The 24,501-nt window shown below is 51.8% G+C and carries 22 protein-coding genes; 12 read left to right on the top strand and 10 right to left on the bottom strand.

The genetic code is table 11. The features are described from left to right. The first annotated feature begins 285 nt into the window (after positions 1–285). On the top strand, positions 286–957 hold the full coding sequence (locus INP78_RS03735; protein ID WP_194740819.1) for a hypothetical protein: 672 nt from the start codon (positions 286–288) through the stop codon (positions 955–957). A 60-nt stretch (positions 958–1,017) separates the two neighbouring features. Here the strand turns inward: INP78_RS03735 and INP78_RS03730 are convergent, their stop codons facing one another. The 5 genes from INP78_RS03730 to cysM form a co-directional block, all read right to left on the bottom strand. Then, the gene (locus INP78_RS03730) at positions 1,018–1,497 is read right to left on the bottom strand and encodes a hypothetical protein (protein ID WP_194740818.1); all 480 of its coding nucleotides are present in this window, start codon (positions 1,495–1,497) and stop codon (positions 1,018–1,020) included. Between the two features lie 181 nt (positions 1,498–1,678). Beyond that, positions 1,679–2,167 (bottom strand): YdbL family protein, encoded by a 489-nt coding sequence (locus INP78_RS03725; RefSeq protein WP_194740817.1) that lies wholly within the window; start codon positions 2,165–2,167, stop codon positions 1,679–1,681. Then, the gene (locus INP78_RS03720) at positions 2,164–2,394 is read right to left on the bottom strand and encodes a hypothetical protein (RefSeq protein ID WP_194740816.1); all 231 of its coding nucleotides are present in this window, start codon (positions 2,392–2,394) and stop codon (positions 2,164–2,166) included. The genes INP78_RS03725 and INP78_RS03720 overlap by 4 nt, the downstream gene beginning before the upstream one ends. Positions 2,395–2,443: 49 nt before the next feature. Next, entirely contained in the window at positions 2,444–4,414 is a 1,971-nt protein-coding gene (locus tag INP78_RS03715; RefSeq protein WP_228522628.1) for a hypothetical protein, read from the bottom strand. Positions 4,415–4,431: 17 nt separating this feature from the next. Beyond that, the gene (gene cysM / locus INP78_RS03710) at positions 4,432–5,325 is read right to left on the bottom strand and encodes a cysteine synthase CysM (protein ID WP_194740814.1); all 894 of its coding nucleotides are present in this window, start codon (positions 5,323–5,325) and stop codon (positions 4,432–4,434) included. A gap of 197 nt (positions 5,326–5,522) precedes the next feature. Here cysM and INP78_RS03705 point away from each other — a divergent pair, with 197 nt between their 5' ends. The 3 genes from INP78_RS03705 (at position 5,523) to INP78_RS03695 (ending at position 8,715) form a co-directional block, all read left to right on the top strand. Then, positions 5,523–6,686 (top strand): GGDEF domain-containing protein, encoded by a 1,164-nt coding sequence (locus INP78_RS03705; RefSeq protein WP_194740813.1) that lies wholly within the window; start codon positions 5,523–5,525, stop codon positions 6,684–6,686. A gap of 65 nt (positions 6,687–6,751) precedes the next feature. Next, entirely contained in the window at positions 6,752–7,744 is a 993-nt protein-coding gene (locus tag INP78_RS03700) for a hypothetical protein (RefSeq protein ID WP_228522627.1), read from the top strand. A 29-nt stretch (positions 7,745–7,773) separates the two neighbouring features. After that, positions 7,774–8,715, top strand: coding sequence for a 5'-nucleotidase (locus INP78_RS03695; RefSeq protein WP_194740812.1), 942 nt, complete (start codon positions 7,774–7,776; stop codon positions 8,713–8,715). A 16-nt stretch (positions 8,716–8,731) separates the two neighbouring features. On the opposite strand, the gene INP78_RS03690 is transcribed toward INP78_RS03695, so the two are convergent. Beyond that, positions 8,732–9,226, bottom strand: coding sequence for a disulfide bond formation protein B (locus INP78_RS03690; RefSeq protein ID WP_194740811.1), 495 nt, complete (start codon positions 9,224–9,226; stop codon positions 8,732–8,734). A 104-nt stretch (positions 9,227–9,330) separates the two neighbouring features. Further along, entirely contained in the window at positions 9,331–10,206 is an 876-nt protein-coding gene (locus tag INP78_RS03685) for a lytic transglycosylase domain-containing protein (RefSeq protein ID WP_228522626.1), read from the bottom strand. Between the two features lie 287 nt (positions 10,207–10,493). Here INP78_RS03685 and xseA point away from each other — a divergent pair, with 287 nt between their 5' ends. The 8 genes from xseA to prmB all read left to right on the top strand — a co-directional run bounded on the left by xseA (position 10,494) and on the right by prmB (position 20,411). Next, positions 10,494–11,714, top strand: a complete 1,221-nt coding sequence (xseA, locus tag INP78_RS03680) for an exodeoxyribonuclease VII large subunit (RefSeq protein WP_194741124.1) — start codon at positions 10,494–10,496, stop codon at positions 11,712–11,714. Positions 11,715–11,828: 114 nt separating this feature from the next. Beyond that, the gene (locus tag INP78_RS03675) at positions 11,829–13,712 is read left to right on the top strand and encodes a potassium transporter Kup (protein ID WP_194740810.1); all 1,884 of its coding nucleotides are present in this window, start codon (positions 11,829–11,831) and stop codon (positions 13,710–13,712) included. A gap of 139 nt (positions 13,713–13,851) precedes the next feature. Then, positions 13,852–14,664, top strand: a complete 813-nt coding sequence (locus INP78_RS03670; RefSeq protein WP_194740809.1) for a M48 family metallopeptidase — start codon at positions 13,852–13,854, stop codon at positions 14,662–14,664. Between the two features lie 115 nt (positions 14,665–14,779). Continuing rightward, complete coding sequence (gene dapD, locus INP78_RS03665) at positions 14,780–15,607, top strand: 2,3,4,5-tetrahydropyridine-2,6-dicarboxylate N-succinyltransferase (protein WP_019881766.1); 828 nt, start codon at positions 14,780–14,782, stop codon at positions 15,605–15,607. A gap of 246 nt (positions 15,608–15,853) precedes the next feature. Further along, a complete protein-coding gene (locus INP78_RS03660) occupies positions 15,854–17,911 on the top strand; it encodes a bifunctional diguanylate cyclase/phosphodiesterase (RefSeq protein ID WP_194740808.1) in 2,058 nt (685 codons plus the stop codon). A gap of 80 nt (positions 17,912–17,991) precedes the next feature. Further along, the gene (locus INP78_RS03655; RefSeq protein WP_194740807.1) at positions 17,992–18,345 is read left to right on the top strand and encodes an ArsC family reductase; all 354 of its coding nucleotides are present in this window, start codon (positions 17,992–17,994) and stop codon (positions 18,343–18,345) included. A 4-nt stretch (positions 18,346–18,349) separates the two neighbouring features. Beyond that, positions 18,350–19,492 (top strand): succinyl-diaminopimelate desuccinylase, encoded by a 1,143-nt coding sequence (gene dapE, locus INP78_RS03650; RefSeq protein WP_194740806.1) that lies wholly within the window; start codon positions 18,350–18,352, stop codon positions 19,490–19,492. A 1-nt stretch (position 19,493) separates the two neighbouring features. Then, complete coding sequence (gene prmB, locus INP78_RS03645; RefSeq protein WP_194740805.1) at positions 19,494–20,411, top strand: 50S ribosomal protein L3 N(5)-glutamine methyltransferase; 918 nt, start codon at positions 19,494–19,496, stop codon at positions 20,409–20,411. 76 nt (positions 20,412–20,487) lie between these two features. Here the strand turns inward: prmB and rluB are convergent, their stop codons facing one another. The 3 genes from rluB to INP78_RS03630 all read right to left on the bottom strand — a co-directional run bounded on the left by rluB (position 20,488) and on the right by INP78_RS03630 (position 24,365). After that, positions 20,488–21,594, bottom strand: coding sequence for a 23S rRNA pseudouridine(2605) synthase RluB (gene rluB, locus INP78_RS03640; RefSeq protein WP_194740804.1), 1,107 nt, complete (start codon positions 21,592–21,594; stop codon positions 20,488–20,490). A gap of 76 nt (positions 21,595–21,670) precedes the next feature. Beyond that, positions 21,671–23,356: a single-stranded-DNA-specific exonuclease RecJ gene (gene recJ / locus INP78_RS03635; protein WP_194740803.1), complete on the bottom strand. Its 1,686-nt coding sequence runs from the start codon at positions 23,354–23,356 to the stop codon at positions 21,671–21,673. Positions 23,357–23,390: 34 nt separating this feature from the next. Continuing rightward, a complete protein-coding gene (locus INP78_RS03630) occupies positions 23,391–24,365 on the bottom strand; it encodes a hypothetical protein (protein WP_194740802.1) in 975 nt (324 codons plus the stop codon). Positions 24,366–24,501: the final 136 nt, after the last annotated feature.

Genomic DNA, 24,501 nt, shown 5'->3' with positions numbered 1-24,501 from the left:
TTAAAATAGCACAGCACCCATGCTTACACCAGAAAACCTTGTTTTCCACGCGGAGTGTGTATACAAAACCCGGCAAATGTATCAATTGATACAATCCAGGGCCATTTGTATCAATTGATACATTTAAATAACTGATTTATAAAGACTTTTTGTGTTTTTTCAAGCAATAGAAAAGTAACACTCCGCTTTAATCTGGCACTGTTCAGTCAACACGATGGATTGCGTGCAATCACATCAGTCCTGAACCTTAAACATTTACGGATTAAAATTTACGGAGCTCTCATCATGACATCTATCAGTTCACTTAGTAGTAGCAGTGCTGTTCAATCATTTTCGCAGGTCGGCCAACGCAACGGCATGCAACCTCCACCGCCACCACCGGATGGCGAAGGTCAGGGTAAAGATGGCGGCGGCTTGCTGGGCGCCATTGACTCGGCATTAAAAAGTGCGGGCATTGAAGGTGGCCTGGAGTCTATTTTCGGGCAATCTGGCACCAGCAGTACAACGAGCAGCACGGACGGCACAGGCACCACTACAAGCAGCGATAGCACGACAGATGCCGCCAGTGCACTGAATAGTTTTTTACAAAACCTGATCAGCGCCTTGCAATCACAGGGCACAACAGACAGCAGTAGTACGGAGAGTAGCGAGAGTGACACAGAAGCGACGAGTGCAGCACAGGGGATGCCGCCACCACCGCCTTATGGTGGACATGGCATGGAATCGAAATTGCAAAGCCTGATTGCTTCTTTGAGCAGTGACAGCACAGCGGATAGCACAAGCACGGATACCAGCTCAGATGGCACCTCCAGCGACCTGCAAAGCAGCTTTCAGTCACTGGTGAGTGCTCTGGGTGGCAGCAGCGACAATGCCAGCCTGAGTGGCTTTTTACAAGCGCTCTCTACCAGCATGCAACATCGCGGCCCGACGGGCAATGTCGTCAGCACCACCGCGTAATACGGCAGACCTCTCGAAAGCAGCTACCACCAGCGTGTGGTAGTTGCTGCAGGCGATGATTTAGGCAAACTCCAACTGCAGGATATCGGTTTCGGAATCTTCTTCCAGCCATTCTGCAGGCGCCTTATGCAAGCGAATCGGCGTTTGCATTTCTTCACCATCAAACGTCAGAATCGCATAACTGACATCATGCGGCTCCTCCATTGGCGTGAACTTGGCAAACCCGAAGTCGGCATTACGCATGACTTGCCAGGCACCATAGGGCTCCGCATATTCAGCTTTGGAAAAATAATGAGCGATTTGCTTGTCGGTCGCAGATTTAAGTGCGCAGTCCTCAGCGCGTGACATCACAGACCAGCGGTAATCCAGGCCATCGGCAATCGGCTGCAATTGCATCAGATACCAATGCACATTTTCACGCACCAGCTGTATCAAGGAACGTACACGGCCAGTATGGTGATTAAGGATGTAATAAATCCCCAAATCCTGCTGATGAATACTTTCACCCAAGCGAGGGAGAACGAAAAGATTAGTTGCCACAACGGACTCCTTTCATCGGAACATGCACTTAGATTGTATGCAATGACCATGCCTGAAACTGAAAGCCGATGCTTTTACTGCGTTGTTTATCGAATTGCCATGGCGGGCAATCGTTGTGCATCAGGCAAACCACTCCAGGACTCAACACTCCCAATATCAGCCAAGCTGTTGTTTTACCAGCCTATTTACGTACCCACTGTCCATCGCGCTGCACAAACCAGCCAGCTTGTGCTTTATCCATCCAGCGTTGGGCAAAGGTACGCTGTATCTCACCTGCCCACTCAGGGTGACCATTTGCGGCAGCCATGCCCTGATATAACCTGGCGCGGTCAGCGTTTTCATCTTTGACCAGCGCGGCCAACGCACTACGTTGGGACAATGGCACCAAACCGGCCTCTTTTACCGCAACAAAACCGTCTGCGGTCAACCCCACTGCGCCAGACTGATAGTGCGGCAGCAACTGTAGATGACGGCTCTGCATACTGGCTTTGACCGCCGCAACCGCGGGGGTATTCGCATCCAGATCAGCCGCAGCATGTGCGGGCAACGCCACTAAACACAACATCAAGCTGGCCAAAAACAACCCTGACTTCAAGCTGTGATAGCCATCACACAGAAAGAGTTGCAGCAAACGTGGGCAAGCGTGCAGGGATAACATTAATCTCTTCATGGGGCAGGCTCCGGGTTTACGGCAGGCGTCACCGGTGTTGCAGATGGACTCGCTGGGGAGGTGCCTGCCGGGACTTGCCAGATTTCGTCTATGACTTTGTCTGCCGCTTTTTCGGCGGCAGCGGCCGGAAAGTAGATATTAATGGTGACGCAAGCGTTCAAGCCTGTGGCCGCCAGCAGGAATAGCCAGGTACGTATCGCGTTTTTTTTCTTTAAAGTCAGGTTCAATCTGATCCCTTTCTGGCAGCCATGTCGCGCTTCATTCTATTATGCAAGTTTAATCGATAATGATTTTAGTATTGCTATCCGTCACGCGCTGCATGCGCCCCAATACATCTTTCCAACTGACATATTGTGTATAGCCATTGACGTTGACCGACGGTGCGCCTTTGCCTTTGACGATCACGAAGCCATCCGGCAAGGGTTCAACACCGCCCATTTTGCAAATATCGCCACGCAGCTGGCAACTCAGGCCGATTTTTTCATAGCCAAATTCTTTAAAAAAGCGCAAAAAGGTACGTTGCAAAGCCGCCGCCGTGCCCTCCCCGCCTAACGCCGTAATGTTCTCTACCGCACGCTGCGAGATTTTTTTCTCAAACGGACCATCGGCAGTACGCACAAACGCATCCATGGACACCGGTTTCCAGTTTTGCAGTCGCAAATCCTTGATGTCGCCTTCGAGCTTGCCACTGATGGAGCCAAAGTTGAACGTGCGTGTGATTTCGCCCAGGTCGATCTCACGCATGGTGAAATTGGCGTGTAATTTGGGCACCGCGCCCAGCGGGTCAACAATATCCAGGTCAGACATCCCCACCATGCCATTAAACAGTTTGAACTGCATATCGCCCATCATACGTAGCTCATGGTTAGCGTAAGTCACCAGCGGGATCGTGCCTGCAATCTGACCACGCATCAGCGGCCAATCCAGCGCCTGGCTGAAACTGGACATACTGATCGGCTGCAAATCCATTTTGACATGCCAGACCATGCTTTGATTAATCCAGGCGGCGGAAATATCCTGAAAGTCCAAGCCACCATCCAGGATAGGCAACTGCAAACGCGGTGCGGTAATCGAAAAACGGTCGACCTCAGCTTGCCAGCGGGTTTCTCCCAGGGGGATCTTTAAAATATGGCCAGACTGGTAACCCATGACAATCTGCTGGGGATGATCATAATCCCAGGGAATATCGGCATTAAAGTGGCTAAAGCCGAATTTACCCGCCAGGTCTTCTACACTGGCATCAGTGATATTGAGGTGGAACTTGAGCGGCTGCAAGCCTTTGGCCTCAAACGACCAGTCCGCTTTGCCAGACACATTTAAGTGGCCAAACGCCGAGTGTGGAATCAGTGGCTGGATAAACGCCCGGTAGACACCGTTAAAATCGACGTCTTTGGCATCGACCTTTAAAAACTCAAATGCTTTGCTGACGAGGTTGATGCGGCTTTGGCTATGCAAGGTACCTACCCCCTGCAGTTCCAGCGTGGCCTGTTCAATATCGACCGTGGGTTGGTGGTAGAAGCCACGAATCTCAAACCGTTTTTTGCCATCGGCAAAATAAAACGGTTGCCAAAACAACTCACCCTGCTGCCACTGAAATACGCCCTGCCAGCGCCAGCCGTCCGCTTGCTGGTGCGCAGACAGATTCACTTTTCCGGTCAGCTTATCGCCTGCATGCAGGCCAGTAGCATCACTAAACTTGGCCTCGCGTACTGCCAACTCTAGGTCTACGCCCCTGGCCGCGGGGCCGGTTTTGTCCTGCTCCTTCCAGGTCGGCGTCACCAGCACATTGAACGGCACATGCGAGCGCACATCTTGATACAGGCCATCTTCGCAACGCCAGGTTTGGCTCGCCGCCTGTGCGGGCACCTGGCAATTGAGGTGAAAGGTTCCCCATACATTGTCCTGCAAGGCTTTGACCTCAGCATAAAAAGACAATACAGGCTGGCGGGTTTGTGGCCGCAAATCCAGAAATATCCTCGGCTGGCGCACCTGGTAAGGTTGCATGTGCAACTGGTCAGAGGTCACCAGCAGCGTTGGCCGCGCGCCCATATCCAGCCGGATATTGGGATTATCCAGGCGTGCATCGCCGAGTTGCAAACGCTCCGCATGCACTTGCACCTGCTGCTGGGCGTGCAAATTGACCACCGCATGCGGTTTATCCAGCTGGAACAGGTCGCTGGAAATACTGTCCGCGCTGAGGCTGATCTCGGTCATGGCGCATAGGTGCGCTGACCAGAGTAACAGCATCAGCCCGCAAACGCGCATCAGTCTGGAAACACCCCGGTAGACAGGTAGCGGTCACCACGGTCGCAGACGATGGTGACAATCACGGCATTATTGACTTCTTTAGACAGCTGCAAGGCCGTGTATAAAGCGCCACCACTGGAAATACCGGCAAAAATACCTTCTGTGTTTGCCAGTTTGCGCGTGGTGTCTTCTGCATGTTTCTGGCTCACATAACGTAGCTCATCAATACGCTTGGCATCAAAAATGGAGGGCATATATTCTTCTGGCCATTTGCGGATACCCGGGATTTGCGCGCCTTCTTCAGGCTGCACACCGATGATCTGGATAGCCGGGTTTTGCTCCTTGAGGTAGCGCGAAGTCCCCATAATGGTCCCCGTTGTGCCCATGCTGGACACAAAATGCGTGACTTTACCCGCTGTATCGCGCCAGATTTCCGGGCCGGTGCCTTCATAATGGGCCAGCGGATTATCTGAATTGCCAAACTGGTCGAGTACGATGCCTTCACCCTCGGCCTGCAACTTCATCGCTACATCGCGCGCCAGCTCCATACTGCCGTCTTTAGGGGTTAACACCAGCTCGGCGCCATAGGCTTTCATGCTTTGCCTGCGCTCGATGGACTGGTTCTCAGGCATCACCAACACCATTTTATAACCACGCATGGCGGCCACCATGGCTAAAGCAATCCCCGTATTGCCGCTGGTGGCTTCAATCAGGGTATCTCCCGGTTTGATCTGACCTCGCTGTTCGGCGCGCAAAATCATGCTGTAGGCAGGCCTATCCTTAACTGAACCAGCCGGGTTATTACCCTCCAGTTTGAGCAGAATGGTATTGCTCGGATTAGGGTTCATGCGCTGCAAAGCGACCAGCGGCGTATTGCCGACAAAGTCATCCAAAGTTTTATATGGTTTCATAACAGACCGATGTTTGTTGTTTTCCAGACGGAACGGGGCCTGGTGCCCAAAATATTCTGAATTGAATCGCGTAAAAGTAACACCCGCAGATACTTAATATATGTAAAATTCCAGTGTCGTTTCTGATTTAGCTGGTGAAGTACTAATTTTACATAAACTGCCTGCATCACAAAAACAATAATTACCGAGGAAACTGGATGTTGAAGAAGTGGATTAGCCAAGCGCTTGTCGTCATGTTGCGTCCGATCAAGCTTTTTCCAGAGCTCAGCGAAGCCGATAACGCCCGTTATAAAGTCGTTTTTTTGAATAATGTGTTTGCGTTCTCTGGCATTGTATCGCTGTCCATGGGCATTATCCGCTGGAACCTGCAACCTTTCATCGGCCGTGTTGATCTGGTTTCTGCATTTCTCGCCTTTGGTTTGCTATGGGTGCTTTACCGCTACCAGAAAAATATTGAGTTAATTGCCAGCATTGCCTTATGGCTGTGCTTTATGCAGTTTGTCACCGTGTTCTTTATGGGCATGGGCACCACCACCCGCAGCGCCCTGCTGTTATTAATCCTGGCCGCGGCGTTCTACCTCAAAGGCCGCGTGGCCGGTTACTACATGCTGGCCATCCTGCTGATACTGGTGATTAGCAACCATGCCATGGGTATCTTCCCCTCGGAGTACAGCAATCTAGACATCCTCAGCCTGTGCCTTTACCTGCTGGCCCAGTTCTTTATCATCCGCAACTACGAGTGCCTGCGCGAATCGCAAACCAGCCATTTAAAAGCGCTTAACACAGACCTCGAAGCCCTGGTGAAACAGCGCACCGAGCAATTAGCCGCCGCTAATACAGCACTGGAAGTGGAAAAGGAAAACCTGAAAACACTTTCCAGCACCGACCATTTAACCGGACTCAGCAACCGTCACCACTTTGAAACCGTGTTTGCAGAGCATACGCCTGCCATCACGCGCAGAAAAATTTCTGACGCGCTCATCCTGATAGACATCGACCACTTCAAAAAGATCAATGATACCCACGGCCATGTCTTGGGCGATGTGGTCCTCAAATCGGTGGCCAGTTGCATCAAAAAACATAGCCGCATCTCGGACATCACCGTGCGCTGGGGCGGTGATGAATTGATTATTTACGCACCACGCACCACGCTTAAACAGGCCACGCAACTGGCAGAAAAGGTGCGCCACCAGATCAACGCCATGCATCTGGCAGGGGTAGGCAGCATTACCATTAGCGCCGGGGTCGCCGTGCTGCATCCCGGCGATAACTTGTCACAATTGTTACAACGCGCAGACCAGGCCCTGTATGAAGCCAAACAAGCCGGGCGTAACAGTGTCTATGCTGCCGCACATGATTAAACCACTTCACTAAACCGCCCCATTTAGCGACCCTCCCATTACCCTGTTGTTTCGTATCGCTCACCATGTTGAAATGCCCTGCTGTTGTATTTGCTATTGTTTGCCTGCAATCCCTGTTATTCCCTTCACTGAGCCAGGCTGAGCAATGGCAAACCGTGCCTGGCCGGGAAAAGTTTCTCACCGTAGCAGTCGACCTTGATTCGCTCCAGGTTGGCCAACATGAAGACATCGTTTTCTTAAAGCTCAGGGCAGATGATCATGACGACAGCATCGCCACACGCCATGTGCAAGCTTCTTGCAGTGAGTTTTCGATGGAGGTGGAGCGCGAAACCGTTTTCCACCCCTCTAGCCAGGCCGCCGAAGCCTTGGACTGGAAAAACGACAAGGCATTAGTCAACAGCCCTGGATTCGCCCAGGCGCGACTGTCTTTCTGGGGCGTCACGCAAGCTTACGGGCAAGCCATCTCACTGGCCTGCCGCCGTGTCGGCAACCGGGCGCCTGAGCGCTTGCAAATCCTGCAAGCCGAAAACTGCGCGCCAGGCAACCCTTTACGCAAGGTTGCCTGCGCTAGCCACGCCACCTGGCGCGCCAATTACAAGCTGTATTTCTCACGCTCACATGACGTGATTCACAACTGCGGCATTTCGGAAGAACGCATGACTAAACAAGCCGCCTGGCTGCTCAAGAGCGTCATGCGCTGCCAAAGCGAAAGCTGCGGCAACGAAATTCTCGAAGACTGGATCCACAAGCGCGGGCAAGACATTGCTAATGTGATTCATATGCAAAAAAACACCTGGCAAGGCGCATCGCAATCCGCCCCACTGTGCCAGTCACTCAATCAGGCCGACCAGGCGATTGCCAGCCTGCAAACCGAAGAGATTTACGCCAAGGCCAAATACCTGGGCTGCTTGAAACGCGAAACGGCCAAGCTACGCGCGGCCAACACACCACACGAAACGCTGTCACAACAGGCAGAACAACTATGCGACGCACCATTTAAAGAGTGGCATGAGGCTATTTCCAAGCAATCAGCCATGTCAGACGTCACCAATAGATAACCGCCTTTAACGCTCAACTTTCAATCATCATGGCATACACCCTAGAAAACAGATTAGTGATAGGCGTCGCATCGAGCGCGATGTTTGATTTGTCAGATTCTGACGAAATATTCAAACGAGACGGTGAAGCGCTTTACCGTAAGTTTCAAGAGAACAACCTTCACAACCCACTGCCCAAAGGCATTGCATTTTCATTCATCAAACGGCTGCTCTCTCTCAACGATTTGAGCACCCACCCAGATGACCCGCTGGTTGAAGTGATATTGCTATCAAAAAATGACCCTGATACAGGCCTGAGAGTCATGAAGTCTATAGAGCACTACAAGATCGGTATGACGAGAGCCATCTTCATGCAAGGCCAGGCGCCGTACAAATTTATTCCTGCGCTCAACATATCGCTCTTTCTCTCGGGGAACAAAGAGGATGTCGATTCTGCCATTCGCCTGAACATGCCTGCCGGCCATGTCATGAACTCAGCCATGATTGATGACGAAGAAGATGCTGCATTACGCATTGCCTTCGACTTTGATGGTGTATTGGTCGACGATGAATCTGAAACCGTTTTTCAGGCCAGAAGAGACGTGAATGAATTTAAAGCGCACGAAGCGACGAATGTCATGCAGCCCCATAACCCCGGCCCATTGCAGCAATTACTGGTGCGTGTTTCCGCCATTCAGTCTGCCGAAGAAGAAAAGAAAAAACTGGATCCTTCTTACAAAAATCGCTTGAGAGTGTCGATTGTGACCGCGCGCGATGCGCCAGCACATGAACGCGCCATGAACACACTCAAAAGTTGGGGTGTGATGGCGAATGACGCGTTCTTTCTGGGTGGCATTGAAAAAAGCAAAGTCTTGGCGGTATTAAGACCGCACATTTTCTTTGATGATCAGTCCGGACATTTAAAAACTGCCTCTGAAGTGGTGCCTTCAGTACACATTCCTTTTGGCGTGACTAATCAGAAAGCAACCTAAATATGCTAGTTAAGTATTAAGCTCGCGCGCGAAACAGGAATACTGCATAAGCACCAAACAATACAAAGCTGATCAAGCCCAGTTGCGGCAAGGTCAAACCCAGAAATGTCCAGTCGATGGCGGCACAATCACCTGTGCCACGGAACACCAGCGTTAAGGCTTTTTTGAGCGGGAAGTTTTCAAACATGTAGTCAAAACCAACACCGCAGTCGGCAATAATTTCGTCTTTATGCGCTTGCAGCCACCAGTGACGAATAGCGACACCAGCCCCACCGAGTGCGGTCAACACTTCAAGCAGCGTGAATCCGGCATGCAGCCATGACTTGGGAGAAATAAAGGCATGCGCCAAAAACAATACCCCCAGGCCCATAAACACCATGCGCTGCGAAATACACAATGGGCAGGGTTCCAGCTGGTTTTGCACCTGTATAAACAAGGCCAGCGCCACAATGCCGAAACCAGCCAGAAAACCCAGTACATAGCCACCACGGCCTTTAAACCACTGACACATTGCAAACTCCTGCGCGTTGAATGAAGCTGAAATTGTAATAGATAACGCGCTTATGATGCTGCCTGGCACAAGATCGTTCCCTGATTTTTACTCGGGTTTTTTACTCAGGAGTCTGCCGGGACCATCTCAGCCTGTTGCATGGCAGACCGTTGCTTTATTTCGTGATGTTTCTTTTTATAGTAACGTGCAATGCGCTTCACGTAGTCGCGCGTTTCGGGATAGGGTGGAATCCCCTGATGCCTGAGGACGGCATTTTCACCTGCGTTATAGGCAGCAGCGACCAGCTCAACATCACCTTTAAAATAAGTGATTAGCCAGCGCAAATAAGACAGTCCGCCTTTAATGTTTTGCTCGGGATCATAGGCATCCTTCACGTGAAACCTGGCTTGTGTATCCGGCAATAATTGCATCAGGCCCTGTGCCTTTTTGCGCGAGGTGGCTTTTGGGTTAAAGCCAGATTCCACAGCAATGACCGCCATGGCAAAATCTACATCCACGCCATACACCGGCGCATGCTTTTTCACTAGTTGGTAAATCGGGCCACGCTTGCGGAACAACACTTCCGCCGCAGAATTACCTTGTTTGTGCATACAGGCTGGCAATACGGCCAACTCGGCATTGCCCGGTTCTTTATCCAGCCACTCCCGGGCATCGCGGTGGCCTTGTATGGCTGCCAGGCTGAAAAAACGGGCGGCAATATCATGATTCACCTCCACCCCTTTGCCCATGCTATAAAACCAGCCCATGGCAAACTGCGCATCCGGGTCACGTGACTCGCCAGCCAGCGCGCAATAATGCGCGTGCGCCTGCTCATAACTACTCAGCCCCAAACTATTTTTAGTGCCTGCGGCCAAGCTGACCTGCAATTTAATAAACTGCTTGTAAGCGTCATTTTTTAAGGTGGATTGTTCACGGTTATAGCTGGCGACTGGCTCGCTATTAGCCGACTGCCCGACTTCGGCCACAGGCGATTCACCCATGTCTTCGGCATAAGATGGTGTGATCCAAAAAACGTAGCCGATGACAGCACTACGTAACAGGTGGCGCAAACAAGAGTGATATATGTTTAGTAACATTCAGGTACCGTCAGCAAAGCATGACTATGCATACTTTATTTTGTTTTTATTAATGACCCATTAGTGCGCACAAAGTGCCCAGCACCGACATCAAACACGACAAAAGCGTGGTTTTCTGGCCGCTGCCATTTGCCGGTATTTACATGAAGCACATAGCCAAATCGTGACCGGCTGTTGGATAATGCGTGGCTATGACCAACTTGTTATCGACACCTTTTAAACAAATCTTGAATGTCAGCGATCTGACGCGACTGACGAAAGAGCTGCTGGAAACCAGCTTTCCGCTATTCTGGATCAGCGGCGAAATCTCCAATTTCACGCGTGCCGCCAGCGGCCACTGGTATTTTTCGCTCAAGGATGACCGTGCGCAGGTGCGCTGCGTCATGTTTAAAGGCCGCAACAGCCTGGTGGGCAGCATACCGCGCGAAGGCGACCTGATTGAAGCGCGGGCGACGGTCACGCTGTATGAAGCGCGTGGTGACTTTCAGTTAACCATAGAGTTTATGCAGCCAGCGGGCATGGGCAGGCTGTATGAAGCGTTTGAGCAACTCAAACAACGCCTGCAAGCCGAAGGCCTGTTCGACCAGTCACGCAAAAAAGCCATTCCGGCCAACCCGCAACGCATAGGCGTGGTGACATCACCCGATGCAGCCGCTTTGCGTGATGTGCTGACAGCAATCCGCAGGCGTTACCCAGGCATGGGAGTGGTGATTTACCCGACGCCGGTGCAAGGCAAAGGCTCGGCCGAGCTGATTGCGCAAGCCATACAACTGGCTGACCAGCGCCTGGAAGTCGATACTTTGTTGATTTGCCGCGGTGGTGGCAGCATTGAGGATTTATGGTCATTTAACGAAGAAGTCGTGGCACGTGCACTGGCCGCTTGCCGCTTGCCCACCATCAGCGGCGTTGGCCATGAAACCGACTTTACCATCGTCGACTTTGTGGCAGACCTGCGCGCAGCGACGCCGACGGCCGCAGCAGAGCTAGCCTGCCCGGATCAATCACAATTACGCCAGCAAGTATTGCAAACTCAACAACGCTTGATGCGTGCCATGCAATCGCTACTGCGCCAGCAATCGCAAACACTGGATTATTTGTCGCGCCGCCTGATTTCGCCGGTGCAGCAATTGCAGCAGCAAAAACAGTCGTTACAGCAATGGCAACACCGGTTAAAACTCGCCATGCAACAGTACTTGCAGGTGCGTCACCGCAGGCTGGAGTACGTTGCCACCAGTTTGCAACAGCTGAATCCGCACCAGGTGCTGGCACGTGGCTACGCCATTGTACAAAAACAGGACGGTCGCGCCGTGACGGACGCCAGCCAGCTCACGACAGGTGAAAGCCTGCAATTAACGCTGCATCATGGCCAGGCACAAGTGGTGGTTGAAAAAAACAAGCCGTCTGAGCAATAAGCTTTTCATGCAATCGTCCACAAAAACCGCCCAGCGCAGATTATTTGTGCCAAAGTCATTGGTGAAGTTTTAGAATTAACCGATAATAATTGCTTGTCTTCAGCTGTTCACACAATGGACCATACAAAAAATCAGCAAACGGCGCTCCACACCATGGCACTCGCCGCGCTAGGCGTTGTTTTCGGGGATATTGGCACCAGTCCTCTTTACACCATGAAAGAAGTCTTCGCAGTTGGTCATCACCCACTGTTACTGACCCAAGACAATGTCTATGGCATTTTGTCATTGATCACCTGGGCATTATTGCTCATCGTTTCTTTCAAATATGTCGCGTTTATTATGCGAGCAGACAACCGCGGCGAAGGCGGCATTATGGCCTTGCTGTCACTGGCCAGCCGTTATGCCGGTGGCGAGCCTGAGCAGCGTAAACGCATCATGATGCTGGGCATTGTCGGCGCCTGCATGTTTTACGCCGATGGCATGATTACACCAGCCATTTCAGTACTTTCTGCAGTGGAAGGACTGGAAGTTGCCGCACCGCAGCTCGATAGCTGGATCGTGCCGATTACCCTATGCGTGCTGTTTGTCTTGTTCTGGGCACAAAGCAAAGGCACCGCCGTCGTCGGTGCTTTTTTTGGCCCGATTATGCTGACCTGGTTTGCTGTGTTAGGGATTCTTGGTGTCATTAACATCAACCACCACCCAGAAATCCTCAAAGCCCTCAGCCCCGCCTACGCTTTCCTGTTTTTCTATACCCAACCGAAAATTGCCTTTATTGCGCTAGGCGCAGTCGTGTTGGCGGTGACAGGTGCCGAAGCACTGTACGCCGACATGGGTCACTTTGGCCGCAAGCCTATTCGCCTGGCTTGGTTCCTGTTTGTGTTACCGGCCCTGATTTGTAACTATTTTGGACAAGGCGCACTGATCCTGGCTGAGCCAGAGTCGATTCAAAACCCGTTTTATCACCTGGCGCCAGACTGGGCCTTGTTCCCCTTGATCATTCTGGCCACATTGGCAACCGTGATTGCCTCGCAAGCCGTGATTACCGGTGCATTTTCAGTATCGCGCCAGGCGCTGCAACTCGGTTTTATCCCACGTATGCATGTTGCCCACACTTCAGAAAAAACCGAAGGCCAGGTCTATATGCCACGCGTCAACTGGGGCTTGATGGTTGCGGTAATGGGCCTGGTGATTATTTTTGGCAGTTCTGGCGATTTGGCTGCCGCTTACGGTATTGCGGTCACAGGCGACATGGTGATTACCACCCTGCTGGCCGCCGTGGTGTTCCACCACCTGTGGGGCTGGAGCAAGCTGAAAACAGCCTGCCTGATTACTGTATTCCTGGTCATAGACTTGTCCTTTTTTGCCGCCAATATCCTCAAGATTCCAGACGGTGGCTGGGTACCCCTGCTGATAGGCCTGATTATTTTCACCCTGATGCGCACCTGGAAAACCGGCCGCAGGCTGCTATATGGCATCCTCAAATCCGAGTCCATGGAACTGATTCCGTTTATTCAAGCCATCGGTGCGCACCCACCGGCACGCGTCAATGGCGCGGGCGTATTTATGACGCCCAACCCGGACGGTGTGCCACATGCCCTGCTGCACAACCTCAAGCACAACAAAGTGTTGCACGAAACCATGGTCATCCTGACCGTGCGTTTTGAAGATTACCCTTACACCAGCAAGGAAGAGCGCGTGGCAGTGGAGGTATTGCCCTACGGTTTTTACCGTGTCACCTTGCGCTATGGCTATATGGACGAACCTGATCTGCCTAGAGACCTGGCACTGACCGACGCCTTGGGGCTGACGCTGGATACCATGGATACTTCTTTCTTTGTCGGCAAGGAGAGCCTGATTGCGTCTGACAAGCCTGGCATGGCTTTCTGGCGCAAAAAGATTTTTATTGGTTTGTTCCGCACCGCAGAAACCATTACCAACCAATTTAAATTGCCACCTAACCGCGTAGTGGAACTGGGCTCACAAGTTAAAATTTAAATGGCAGGCCACACACAAAAGTTAACAGTCCAGGCGTAAAATGCGTTTTTCAGCTTGCTAAATGCCTTAACATTTCAGCTGTCAACGAATCATGCAGCTCATGCGATAACTGCATAACTGCAACGTGTGAGGAAAAAATATGCTTAATATAAAAACCATTTCAGTCGCCGTGATGTGTACATTGCTGACCGCCTGCGCCAGCACCACCAACAACAGCGTTTCGGGCGTGCAACGCAGTCAGCTGTTGCTGCTCCCCTCCGCCACCGTGGACAAAATGTCTGCACAGTCTTATACACAAACCCTGCAGGATGCACAAAAGAAAAGCACGCTAAATGCAGATAAACCATTATTGCATCGCGTGACCACCATTTCCAACCGCCTGATTGCCCAGGTCGGCGTCTTCAGGCCAGATGCTGCCAAATGGAAATGGGAAGTCAATGTTGAAAAAAATGACCAGCTCAACGCCTATTGCATGCCTGGCGGCAAAATCATGGTCTTTTCTGGCCTGGCCGAGAAGCTGAATGCCACAGATGATGAACTGGCGGCCGTGATTGGCCATGAAATTGCGCATGCTCTGCGCGAGCATGGCCGCGAGCGGATGTCACAAGCCTATGTACAACAGTTTGGCTTGCAGGCACTCGCCTCAGTCATCGGTGGCACAGCAGGCAGCATGGCCGCACAGGGCGCTGGCATGGGCAGCCAGTTGCTATTCTCACTGCCAAACGGCCGTGAGCAGGAACGCGAAGCTGACCGCATGGGCCTGGAGCTGGCCGCACGTGCGGGTTACAACCCGGAAGCGGCAGTGAGCTTGTGGAAAAAAATGATGGCAGCGAACAAGGAAGCACCGCCTGAATTCTTAAGTACCCACCCTTCCAGCGAAAACCGCATCAAAGACCTGCAGGCATTAACACCTAAAGTCATGCCGCTGTATCTCGCAGCTAAAAACAAATAAATACTGCTTGGCAGGGGCTGTCAGCGATCCGCAGCCCCTGACCCGCCAAAATTAGGTTAAAATTTCGGGTTTAACAGTTATTTAACCGAATTATTTCATCGAACAAGAGAACATCATGGATCCACGTCAAAGCATTATTGAAGCGGCTTTTGAAGACCGCGCCAACATCAACCCGGCCAATGCCCCTGCCGATATCAAAGCCACCGTGGCTTCTGTGCTGGATGACCTGGATGCAGGTAAATTGCGCGTTGCCACCCGTATTGGCGATACGCAGCAATGGGAAACCCATCAGTGGATTAAAAAAGCAGTGTTATTGTCTTTCCGTCTGAAAGACAACTACCTGATGGACGATGGCGTGACACGCTACTTTGACAAAGTAGATCCAAAATTTGCCAACTACACTGAAGAAGATTTCAAGGCAGGCGGCTTCCGCGTCGTGCCTAACGCCATCGTGCGCAAAGGCTCATTCATTGCTAAAAATGCAGTATTGATGCCTTCTTACGTCAACATCGGCGCCTATGTGGGTGAAGGCACCATGGTAGACACCTGGGCGACTGTTGGTTCCTGTGCTCAAATTGGTAAAAACGTACACTTGTCCGGCGGCGTAGGCATTGGTGGCGTGCTGGAACCAGTGCAAGCTGGCCCAACCATTATTGGTGATAACTGCTTTGTGGGCGCGCGCTCAGAAGTGGTTGAAGGCGTAGTGGTTGAAGATAACTGCGTGATCTCCATGGGTGTTTATATTGGCCAGTCAACCAAGATTTATGACCGCGAAACCGGCGAAATCCACTTTGGCCGCGTACCGGCTGGCTCAGTTGTGGTTTCAGGCAACCTGCCTTCCAGCGATGGCAAATACAGCTTGTACTGCGCAGTGATCGTGAAAAAAGTCGACGCCAAAACCTTGGGTAAAGTCGGCATTAACGAATTGTTGCGCGGCGTTTAAGGCTTAAACACCAGGCATAGCGGGAATCACTCCTGAAAACGACATCGTCCGCTCAAGTTATGTGGATGACAGGTCGATATTAAGAGTGATTCTCAGCCAACGATATTCGATATAGGGTTGTCGATCATCGTTTTATTTGATTGAAAGTGTTACAGGACGGAGAATTAGCAGGCAAGAAACAAAACGCAGTAGAGTCACACCACTAACAATCACAATGACCATGCAATTTTTATGATCCCAACTCACATGCTTATTTTGCTGCTTTTCACATCCAGTGTCATTGGATGTTTTTTTGCATTTAAGCTCGTCGATAACCTGCGTCTGGCAGCGACTAAAGATCATGATGCCCTGCTTAAAAAGTATTCTGCACTCGCCGCTGGCGGCATTTTTCTGCTGCATGCCGGTTACCAGCTCGCCGCAGATAACTTCCCCAAAATCACCCAGCACCCGGTCGATTTTATCGGCAGCCTGCTGTGCGCTTACCTGCTATCGCTGTCTTTACTCAAAACCGTTAACAAAAAGAAATTGCCCCTGCGCGACTTGCTCTATGCCTCTTTGGCGGCAGGCGTCAGCGGCTACTTGCTTTCCTACTTCTTTCAGATCAGTGCGGGTGCCATCAATATCCACATTGATACCTGGACCGCATTATTTGCGCTGTTTCTCGCCTGCCTGACTTCAGCGCTGGCGATTGTCACTATCCTCTGGCTCAAAGGCTACGAAGGCAAAGCACTGCAGCGCCTGAAATGGATGTTTTCGGTCGAAATTGCCCTGGGTTTCCTCGCCTCACACACCGCCATTAACCTCAGCATTGTGCATAACAATATGCTGCTCAGCCAGCCGACGGATCAGACAGGGAACTACCTGATGTTGTTGCTGGTGCTGGTGCCGGTGCTGCTGTTTATTACCTCGTTTATCCTGGTGATTTTTTATGAACGCAACGTGGATATTGCCCAAAGCAAACTGACATTCCGCAATACGCAGACCGTGAACAAAAAGTTTCTGGCCTACGACCCGCTCACGCACCTGCCTAACCGCGATGCGCTCAATCAGCACCTCATTATCAGTGCCAAGCGTTGTGACCGTAATGGCGAATCACTAGCCTTAGCCTATATTGACCTTGACCACTTCAAGCCGGTCAACGACCAGTTTGGTCACCATATTGGTGACCTGCTGCTGATTGAAGTCTCCAAACGCATCAGCAATGCCATCCGCAATTGCGATTATGTGGCGCGCGCAGGTGGTGATGAGTTTATTGCTGTGCTTAGCGAGATCGAAAATCATCAAAGCGTAGTCACGGTGATTCAGCGTATTGTGGATGCGCTGCGTGAAATATTTATTATTGAAGACCACGTCATTGAAATTTCGTGCTCGATTGGCGTCTCAATGTATCCACAGGACGGCAACCTGCAAAAACTCAAATTGAATGCTGATGCGGCCATGTATAAAGCCAAGGAAAACGGCAAAAACCAGTACCGTTTCTTTGATGCTGAAATCGAGCAGGCTTCAGATGAAATGCAGCAAACACGGGTAGAGCTCAAGCGCGCGATTACCGAGCAGGAATTCAGGCTGCTGTTTCAACCCAAAGTCGATGCCCTGACCCGTATCGTCCACGGCGCAGAAGCCTTGTTACGCTGGCAGCATCCGACACGCGGCCTCTTGTCGCCCAACAGCTTCATCGAAGCCGCTGAACGTTTTGGCATGATTGAAGAAATCAACGCCTGGGTGATTTCACAAGCCTGCAGCACCATCAAACAGGCGCGTGACCGTGGCATAGACCTGAGTATTTCGGTCAATATGTCTAACCAGCAATTCCGCAACAAACAACTGAGCTCGCTTATCCAGTCGATTCTTGAGCAACATGAGGTCGAAGCACGCAACCTGATTCTGGAAGTCTCAGAAACCAATGCCATCCATCATCAGGCGCAGTTTCAAGAAACCTTGCGCCACTTTAAACAGCAAGGCCTCAAAATCTCGCTGGATGACTTTGGCCTGCACCCTTTCAGCCTGACGCATCTGCAAGACCTGGAAATCAGCGAAGTCAAACTTGACCGCACGCTGACCAAAGGTGTAGCAACGTCTAATACGGCCTTGTTAATCGTAGAGGCCATTGTCAAACTGGCACACGCGCTGGATTTAAATGTCGTCGCAGAAGGCGTGGAAGACGAAGACCAGCGCAAGGCCCTGCTCAGCATCGGCTGCGACCAAATGCAGGGTTTCCTGTTCTCCAAGCCGGTAGAGCAAAAATTCCTGTTTGATGTCTTTAGCGAACTGCAGTTGAAGTCGACCACGCAAAGCCTGTTTTAAAGCCAGCCCTGCTGTAACAATAAATTGCAACACCGCCACCGCGGGCTGGTAAAATAAGGTTTTTACCTGACTAGCCCGCCATGAAACTGTACGGCATCCCTAACTGTAATACCGTCAAAAAAGCCCGCGACTGGCTGGAACAACACGCCGTTGCCTATGAATTCCACGATTTTAAAAAACTGGGGCTGGACAATGCCACTGCACAATCCTGGCTGCAACAACAACCGTGGGAAAAGCTGGTCAACCGTAGCGGCATGACCTGGCGTAACCTGAGCGAGGCAGAGAAAAATGCGGTGGTCGACGCTGCCAGCGCACAAGCACTCATGCAGGAAAAAACCTCTGTGATCAAACGCCCGGTCGTGGTGAACAACGAAAAGATTATTGCACTCGGTTTTAATGAAGCCGAATACACCCAACTGTTTGCCAAAGAATAAGCTTATGTCAAAAACACTGGACCTTGCCATAGACCTCCTGAAACGCCGCTCTTTAACGCCAGAAGATGCTGACTGCCAGGAAGCCATGATTGCCCGCCTGGAACCGTTAGGATTCAAGATTGAGCGCATGCGTTTTGGTCAGGTAGATAACTTTTACGCCCGCCGTGGTACCAGCGGCCCGCTGATTGTATTTGCCGGCCACACCGATGTGGTACCGACCGGCCCGCTGGATCAGTGGCATACACCGCCATTTGAGCCGACGATTAAAGACGGCATGTTATATGCACGTGGCGCGGCGGATATGAAAACCTCGCTGGCAGCGTTTATTACCAGCATAGAAGAATTTGTTACCGAGCATCCTGACCACCCTGGCTCGATTGGCCTGTTAATTACGTCGGATGAAGAAGGCATTGCCATTGAGGGCACGGTCAAAGTGGTCGAGGCTTTACAGGCGCGTGGCGAAACATTCGATTACTGTATCGTTGGCGAACCGACCAGTAACAAAGTGGTTGGCGACATGATCAAAAACGGTCGTCGCGGCTCATTGTCCGGCAAACTCACGGTCAAGGGCATACAAGGCCATATCGCCTACCCGCACCTGGTTAAAAACCCGATTCATTTGGCCGCACCGGCGATCAAAGACATGGTAGAAACCGTGTGGGACAACGGCAACGAATACTTCCCGCCCACTTCATGGCAAATCTCCAACATGAATGGCGGCACCGGCGCAACGAATGTGGTGCCCGGCGAAGTTGAGATTCTGTTTAACTTCCGCTATTGCCCGGCAGTGGATGGCCAGGGCAGTTCTGAGCAAAACCTGCGTTCACGCGTGCATGCCATTTTAGATAGCCACGGCTTCGACTACACATTGGAATGGGAACATAACCAATCCTATATCACGCCGCGCGGCCAGCTGGTCGAAGCCATCAGCCAGGCCATCACGCAAAGCTATGGTGTCACGCCTGAGTTATCCACCACAGGTGGCACCTCGGATGGCCGTTTTATTGCCGACATCTGCAAAGAAGTGATTGAGTTTGGCCCGCTCAACGCGACCATACATAAATTAAACGAATGCGTGGCGGTCGCAGACATTGAGCCGCTCAAAGAAACCTACAAGCGCACCATGGAATTATTGTTACTCAAATAATATGACAAGCAACTTACACACTATCCGCGACTGGCTGCGTTACGCCGTGAGCCGCTTTGAAAACTCTGATATTTTTTATGGCCATGGCACCGATAACAGCTACGACGAAGCCGTTTGGCTGGTCATGAGTGCGCTGCATTTGCCGCATGATACGCTGGATAACTTTCTCGATGCGCGTTTGACCACCACCGAAAGCCAACATCTAGCCACCTTGGTTGAAAAACGTGTGACCGAGCATACGCCTACAGCCTACCTGGTGAATGAAGCCTGGTTGCGCGGCTTTAAGTTTTACGTAGATGAGCGTGTGATTGTGCCGCGCTCCTTTATTGCCGAGCTGCTGGAAGACGGCTTGCAACCGTGGGTGGAGTTTCCGGAAATGGTGGAATCAGCGGCAGATATTTGCACTGGCTCCGGCTGCCTGGGTGTCCTGCTGGCAGAAACCTTCCCTAACGCGCATATTGACGTGGTGGACATCTCGCCAGATGCGATAGATGTCAGCAATATCAATATCAAGCGTTACGGACTGGAACATCAGGTGCAGGCCGTGCAATCCGATATGTTTACCGCACTCAAAGGCCGTAAATACGATGTGATCATCAGCAACCCACCATATGTTGACGCACCCAGCATGGCAGAACTGCCCGCAGAATACCGCCAGGAGCCGCAACTGGCATTGGGCAGCGGTGTTGCCGGACTCGACCACACCCACACCCTGCTCACACAAGCGGCTGAATACCTCAATGATGGCGGTATTTTAGTGGTAGAAATTGGCCATAACCGCGATGCACTTCATGACGCTTATCCAGACTTGCCATTCACCTGGCTGGATACCAGTGCCGGTGATCAATTTGTGTTTATGCTCACAAAAGAAGATTTACTTGAAGCGGGCTTGCAAGGCGAGCCAAACAACGCAGAGTAAAGCGATGCCCTTTATAAAAAAAGCACTTCGTTAAGAAGTGCTTTTTTATTGGTAACGATCAAAGCCGTTTTAATACTTACCCGCGGCCGCGATTGCGGTCACTACGCTTTTTAGCACCAGTATTGACGCGCGCATTCTGCATGGAAGCCTGCTTCAAGTCGGCATCCTGGCGGATACGGCGGTTAGCGGTTGGCGCACGCGCCGGACGCTGCTCAGGCGTTGCAGGAGCGTTAGCAGCCTCTAACAAACTACGACGCTGTTTACGGACTTTAGGCACAAAAACACGGGTCGCGCGGTCTTTTTCATGCGGGCTCAATTGTTTGAGCGGTTTACGTGGCACCGGCAAACCAGCCCATTCCAGCAAAGCCACCACTTGTTTTTGCTCCAGCTTGAGCATGGTGCCACGCTTGAGGCGGGGTGGCAGCGCCACCGGGCCAAAACGCACGCGCATCAAGCGGCTGACTGGCAAATGGAAAGCCTCGAATAAACGGCGCACCTCGCGGTTACGACCTTCTTTAATCACCACCTGGTACCATTTGTTGGCACCTTCGCCACCGCTCGCATAAATGCTCTCAAAGTTGGCCGGGCCATCCTCCAGCTCAATGCCTTGTGTCAGTTGTGACATCTGCTCTGGATTCAGCTCGCCCAGAATACGCACAGCGTACTCACGCTCCACTTCATAGCGTGGGTGCATAAAACGGTTTGCCAGTTCGCCAGAATTGGTAAAAATCAGCAAACCGCTGGTGTTCATATCCAGACGGCCAATGGCAATCCATTTACCTTGTTTGATGCGTGGCAACTTATCGAATACCGTGGCACGACCTTCGGGGTCATCCTGGCTGACCAGTTCGCCTTCTGGTTTGTGGTAGAGCAACACCTGCGGCAGTTCTGCCTCAAATGGCAAGTGCAAAATACGACTATCCAGGCGGACAATATCATGCTCATCCACTACCGCGCCAACCTGGGCTACCTGGCCATTAATGGTGATACGGCCACTCTCGATCAGCGTTTCCATATCGCGGCGTGAGCCAAAGCCTGCCAGCGCTAGCAACTTGTGTAAACGCTGACCAGAACGCGACGCGGCTGGTGCCTCTGCATCGCCAGCCTCTACCGGTGCGGCTGGTGGCGCTTTGGGTGGACGTGCCGCAGAAGTGGCTTTGGGGGATTTAAATGGGCGAGCCATGCTTAACCTCTTGAATGAAGGCTGTATTTTACCGTATTTAGGGCGTGGACTCTAAGGCTAAATGTAATTAGCGCACTCAAGTCGTCACAGCATGCACCACTTGCAACTGCAAATTGCGTGCGCCATTAAACTCGTTTACCTGCAAGGCATAAGCGATCTCCACCTGCTCAGGCAAAAGCTCGGCATGCTGAAAATAAATCGCATCGAACTGCTGATTGTGTTTTTGCAGGCGTAACTTTAAGTGTTTTTCACCTAGCACCTTTTGCTGCAGCACTTGAAAGGTGTCATAAAACACCGGCTGCGGAAAGCCCTGCCCCCATACCTGATGCGCGATCACCTCAGCGGTTTGCATGGTCATTTCTTGCGCCGTCAATGCACCATCTGTTTCCAGCACTTCCTGCAAAATTTCAGCATCAATCAGGCTTTGCACTACCTGCTCAAACGTGTGCTGAAAGCGCGCAAAATCATCAGCGCGGATACTAAGCCCCGCAGCCATGGCATGGCCGCCAAACTTGATAATCAGGTCGGGCTGCTGCTTGGTGACCAGATCCAGCGCATCACGCAGATGCAGACCAGCGATGGAACGTCCTGAGCCTTTGATCAAGCCATCCCCGGCATCGGCAAATGCAATCACCGGCCGGTGAAAGCGCTCTTTGATGCGCGAGGCCAAAATACCGATCACGCCTTGATGCCAGTCCGGCTGAAAAACGCTGATGGTATATTGGTCATCACGAAAGTCCTGTGCTAGGTCGGCCATCGCATCCCATTGCATTTCGGCTTCAATCTGCTTGCGCTCAGCGTTGAGCACATGCAGTTTTTGCGCATATTGCATCGCCTCTTGCGGTGTTTCTGCCAACAGGCAACGGATGCCAATGGTCATATCATCCAGCCTGCCCGCCGCATTGAGGCGGGGCCCGACATAGAATCCCAAATCCTGCGCACTGACTTGCGAGAAATCACGCCCGGCCAGCTTTAAAATAGCCAGGATACCTGGGCTGGCCTGGCCCTGGCGGATTCGCTTGAGGCCTTGCCTGACCAGGATACGGTTATTGGCGTCCAGCTTCACCAGATCGGCCACGGTGCCCAAAGCCACTAGATCGAGCAGGCTGCCCAAATGCACGCCCTCGTCGCTGACTTGCCCCCGTTGCTTGAGCTCGGCACGTAAGGCAATTAGCACATAAAACATCACCCCTACGCCTGCCAGGTGTTTGCTGGGGAAATCACACCCTCGTTGATTCGGGTTCACGATGCCATCTGCGGCCGGGGTTTGCTCGGCAGGCAAGTGGTGGTCGGTAATGAGCACCTGCAAGCCCAGGGCTTTGGCCGCAGCCACACCATCGATGCTGGCAATGCCGTTATCCACGGTTAGAATAATGTCTGGTTGCTGTTGTGCCGCCAGCGCTACAATTTCAGGCGTCAGGCCATAGCCATATTCAAAGCGGTTAGGCACCAGAAAATCGACTACCGCGCCCATCATACGTAAGCCGCGCATGGCGACAGCGGTAGCTGTGGCGCCATCTGCATCATAATCACCAACGATTAAAAGCCGTTTCTTTTGCGCAATGGCATCGGCCAGTTGCCGCGCCATGTCAGCAGCGCCAGTCAAGGCATCTGGCTTGAGCAAATGAGGCATCTCCTGCAACAACCAGTCCTCGGCAGTGACCGCCCTCGCGGCCAGCAACCTGGCTAGCAAAGGCGGCAAGCCTTGCGCCTGCAGCGCGGCAAAGGTGGTGTCGGAATAAGCGCGTTGGTGAATTTTCATCTTGTGTTCATTGTGAGTCATGCACAACAGTCTGTTAGCTGGCTTTCATCAGCGTGGCTTCAAGTTGTTGCAATAAGGTTTCCAGAGTGGGCGTTTTTCGCCAGAACTGCCAGCGTAATTGTTTTTTATAATGCACTTCAACGCTGCGCTCGGCAAATGGCAATACCAGTTTCAAAGCTGAAATACGACCGTCCTGTAAGGCGTTTGATAGCGCTGCCCAATCACATGTTTGCCACGCATCTGCGATCCATAGGGCCTGCTGAGCGCGCGCTTCTGCCAACATCGCGACCAGAGTCAACGGCCGTATGGCTGGCAATGCGCAGGCTTCCAGGCCGTCAAATACCTCGCCTTGCCCCGCAATCAGTGCTGCAGTAGGTTGCCAGGCCGGGATATCGCTAACACTGGTAAACCATAAACTGTTTAACTCAGCTGGCCAGGCACTTATTTCAGAGGCGTGTGCGGCCTGATGCAGTAACATTTGTATTTCATTGGTCCACTGCCTGATCACGGCCGCATCCGGCCCTTGCGGTTGCCATTGAAAGGCCTCCTGATACAAACAATCCTGCGGCCATGGGCATTGCACCTGCATATCGCGCAACGGCTGTATCCACCAGAATCGTTGGCTGGCATCCTGCTGTATGACAAAATCATCAGAGAAGTGTGTTTGCAAGCGCGTCGTCAAAGCGGCGTAGACCTCTGCTGACAATGGCACCACCGCTTGCAAACTAAACGTATCACGTCGCATGCCAAGATGCACTGGCAGCAGGCAAAATGCCGGGCGCAGCGGCCAGTGTTGCCTCGCAGACAGCACCGCCGACACCGGCACACTTGCCGGTGCGTGCCCCGCCGCAACCAGCTCGTCGAACAATGTTTTAAGCGGCGGCAACGAGCCGACTTTCCATTGCGCTTTTAACAACACAGGACATTGTGAAATCAGTGACTGAATCATCTCAACGGGCTGGGCAGCGGCATCCGACAGGTAATCTGTGATATAAATTTGCTGTATCATGAGAAAACAAATACACTAGGTTGATGATAAAAAAACTTAACAATTAGACGCATTTAAGCTACATGCTGGCAAAATTGTTACTGTTATAATCATTGCGACTTATACACGAAATCTGGGGGGATGTCATGAATCGGAA

It is taken from the genome of Methylophilus sp. 14 (assembly GCF_015354345.1).
GTDB lineage: Bacteria > Pseudomonadota > Gammaproteobacteria > Burkholderiales > Methylophilaceae > Methylophilus.
Note: the sequence above shows the minus strand (reverse complement) of the source record. Positions and strands in the feature narration are given on the sequence as shown.

Coding starts and splice junctions, on each gene's coding strand:
- INP78_RS03735 (WP_194740819.1), top strand. CDS start 286: ATGACATCTATCAGTTCACTTAGTAGTAGCAGTGCTGTTCAATCATTT.
- prmB (WP_194740805.1), top strand. CDS start 19,494: ATGACAAGCAACTTACACACTATCCGCGACTGGCTGCGTTACGCCGTG.
- INP78_RS03725 (WP_194740817.1), bottom strand. CDS start 2,167: ATGAAGAGATTAATGTTATCCCTGCACGCTTGCCCACGTTTGCTGCAA.
- INP78_RS03670 (WP_194740809.1), top strand. CDS start 13,852: ATGCTTAATATAAAAACCATTTCAGTCGCCGTGATGTGTACATTGCTG.
- INP78_RS03715 (WP_228522628.1), bottom strand. CDS start 4,414: ATGCTGTTACTCTGGTCAGCGCACCTATGCGCCATGACCGAGATCAGC.
- cysM (WP_194740814.1), bottom strand. CDS start 5,325: ATGAAACCATATAAAACTTTGGATGACTTTGTCGGCAATACGCCGCTG.
- dapE (WP_194740806.1), top strand. CDS start 18,350: ATGTCAAAAACACTGGACCTTGCCATAGACCTCCTGAAACGCCGCTCT.
- rluB (WP_194740804.1), bottom strand. CDS start 21,594: ATGGCTCGCCCATTTAAATCCCCCAAAGCCACTTCTGCGGCACGTCCA.
- INP78_RS03660 (WP_194740808.1), top strand. CDS start 15,854: ATGCTTATTTTGCTGCTTTTCACATCCAGTGTCATTGGATGTTTTTTT.
- INP78_RS03700 (WP_228522627.1), top strand. CDS start 6,752: ATGTTGAAATGCCCTGCTGTTGTATTTGCTATTGTTTGCCTGCAATCC.
- xseA (WP_194741124.1), top strand. CDS start 10,494: ATGACCAACTTGTTATCGACACCTTTTAAACAAATCTTGAATGTCAGC.
- INP78_RS03695 (WP_194740812.1), top strand. CDS start 7,774: ATGGCATACACCCTAGAAAACAGATTAGTGATAGGCGTCGCATCGAGC.
- INP78_RS03705 (WP_194740813.1), top strand. CDS start 5,523: ATGTTGAAGAAGTGGATTAGCCAAGCGCTTGTCGTCATGTTGCGTCCG.
- recJ (WP_194740803.1), bottom strand. CDS start 23,356: ATGAAAATTCACCAACGCGCTTATTCCGACACCACCTTTGCCGCGCTG.
- INP78_RS03630 (WP_194740802.1), bottom strand. CDS start 24,365: ATGATACAGCAAATTTATATCACAGATTACCTGTCGGATGCCGCTGCC.
- INP78_RS03655 (WP_194740807.1), top strand. CDS start 17,992: ATGAAACTGTACGGCATCCCTAACTGTAATACCGTCAAAAAAGCCCGC.
- dapD (WP_019881766.1), top strand. CDS start 14,780: ATGGATCCACGTCAAAGCATTATTGAAGCGGCTTTTGAAGACCGCGCC.
- INP78_RS03690 (WP_194740811.1), bottom strand. CDS start 9,226: ATGTGTCAGTGGTTTAAAGGCCGTGGTGGCTATGTACTGGGTTTTCTG.
- INP78_RS03685 (WP_228522626.1), bottom strand. CDS start 10,206: ATGGGTGAATCGCCTGTGGCCGAAGTCGGGCAGTCGGCTAATAGCGAG.
- INP78_RS03675 (WP_194740810.1), top strand. CDS start 11,829: ATGGACCATACAAAAAATCAGCAAACGGCGCTCCACACCATGGCACTC.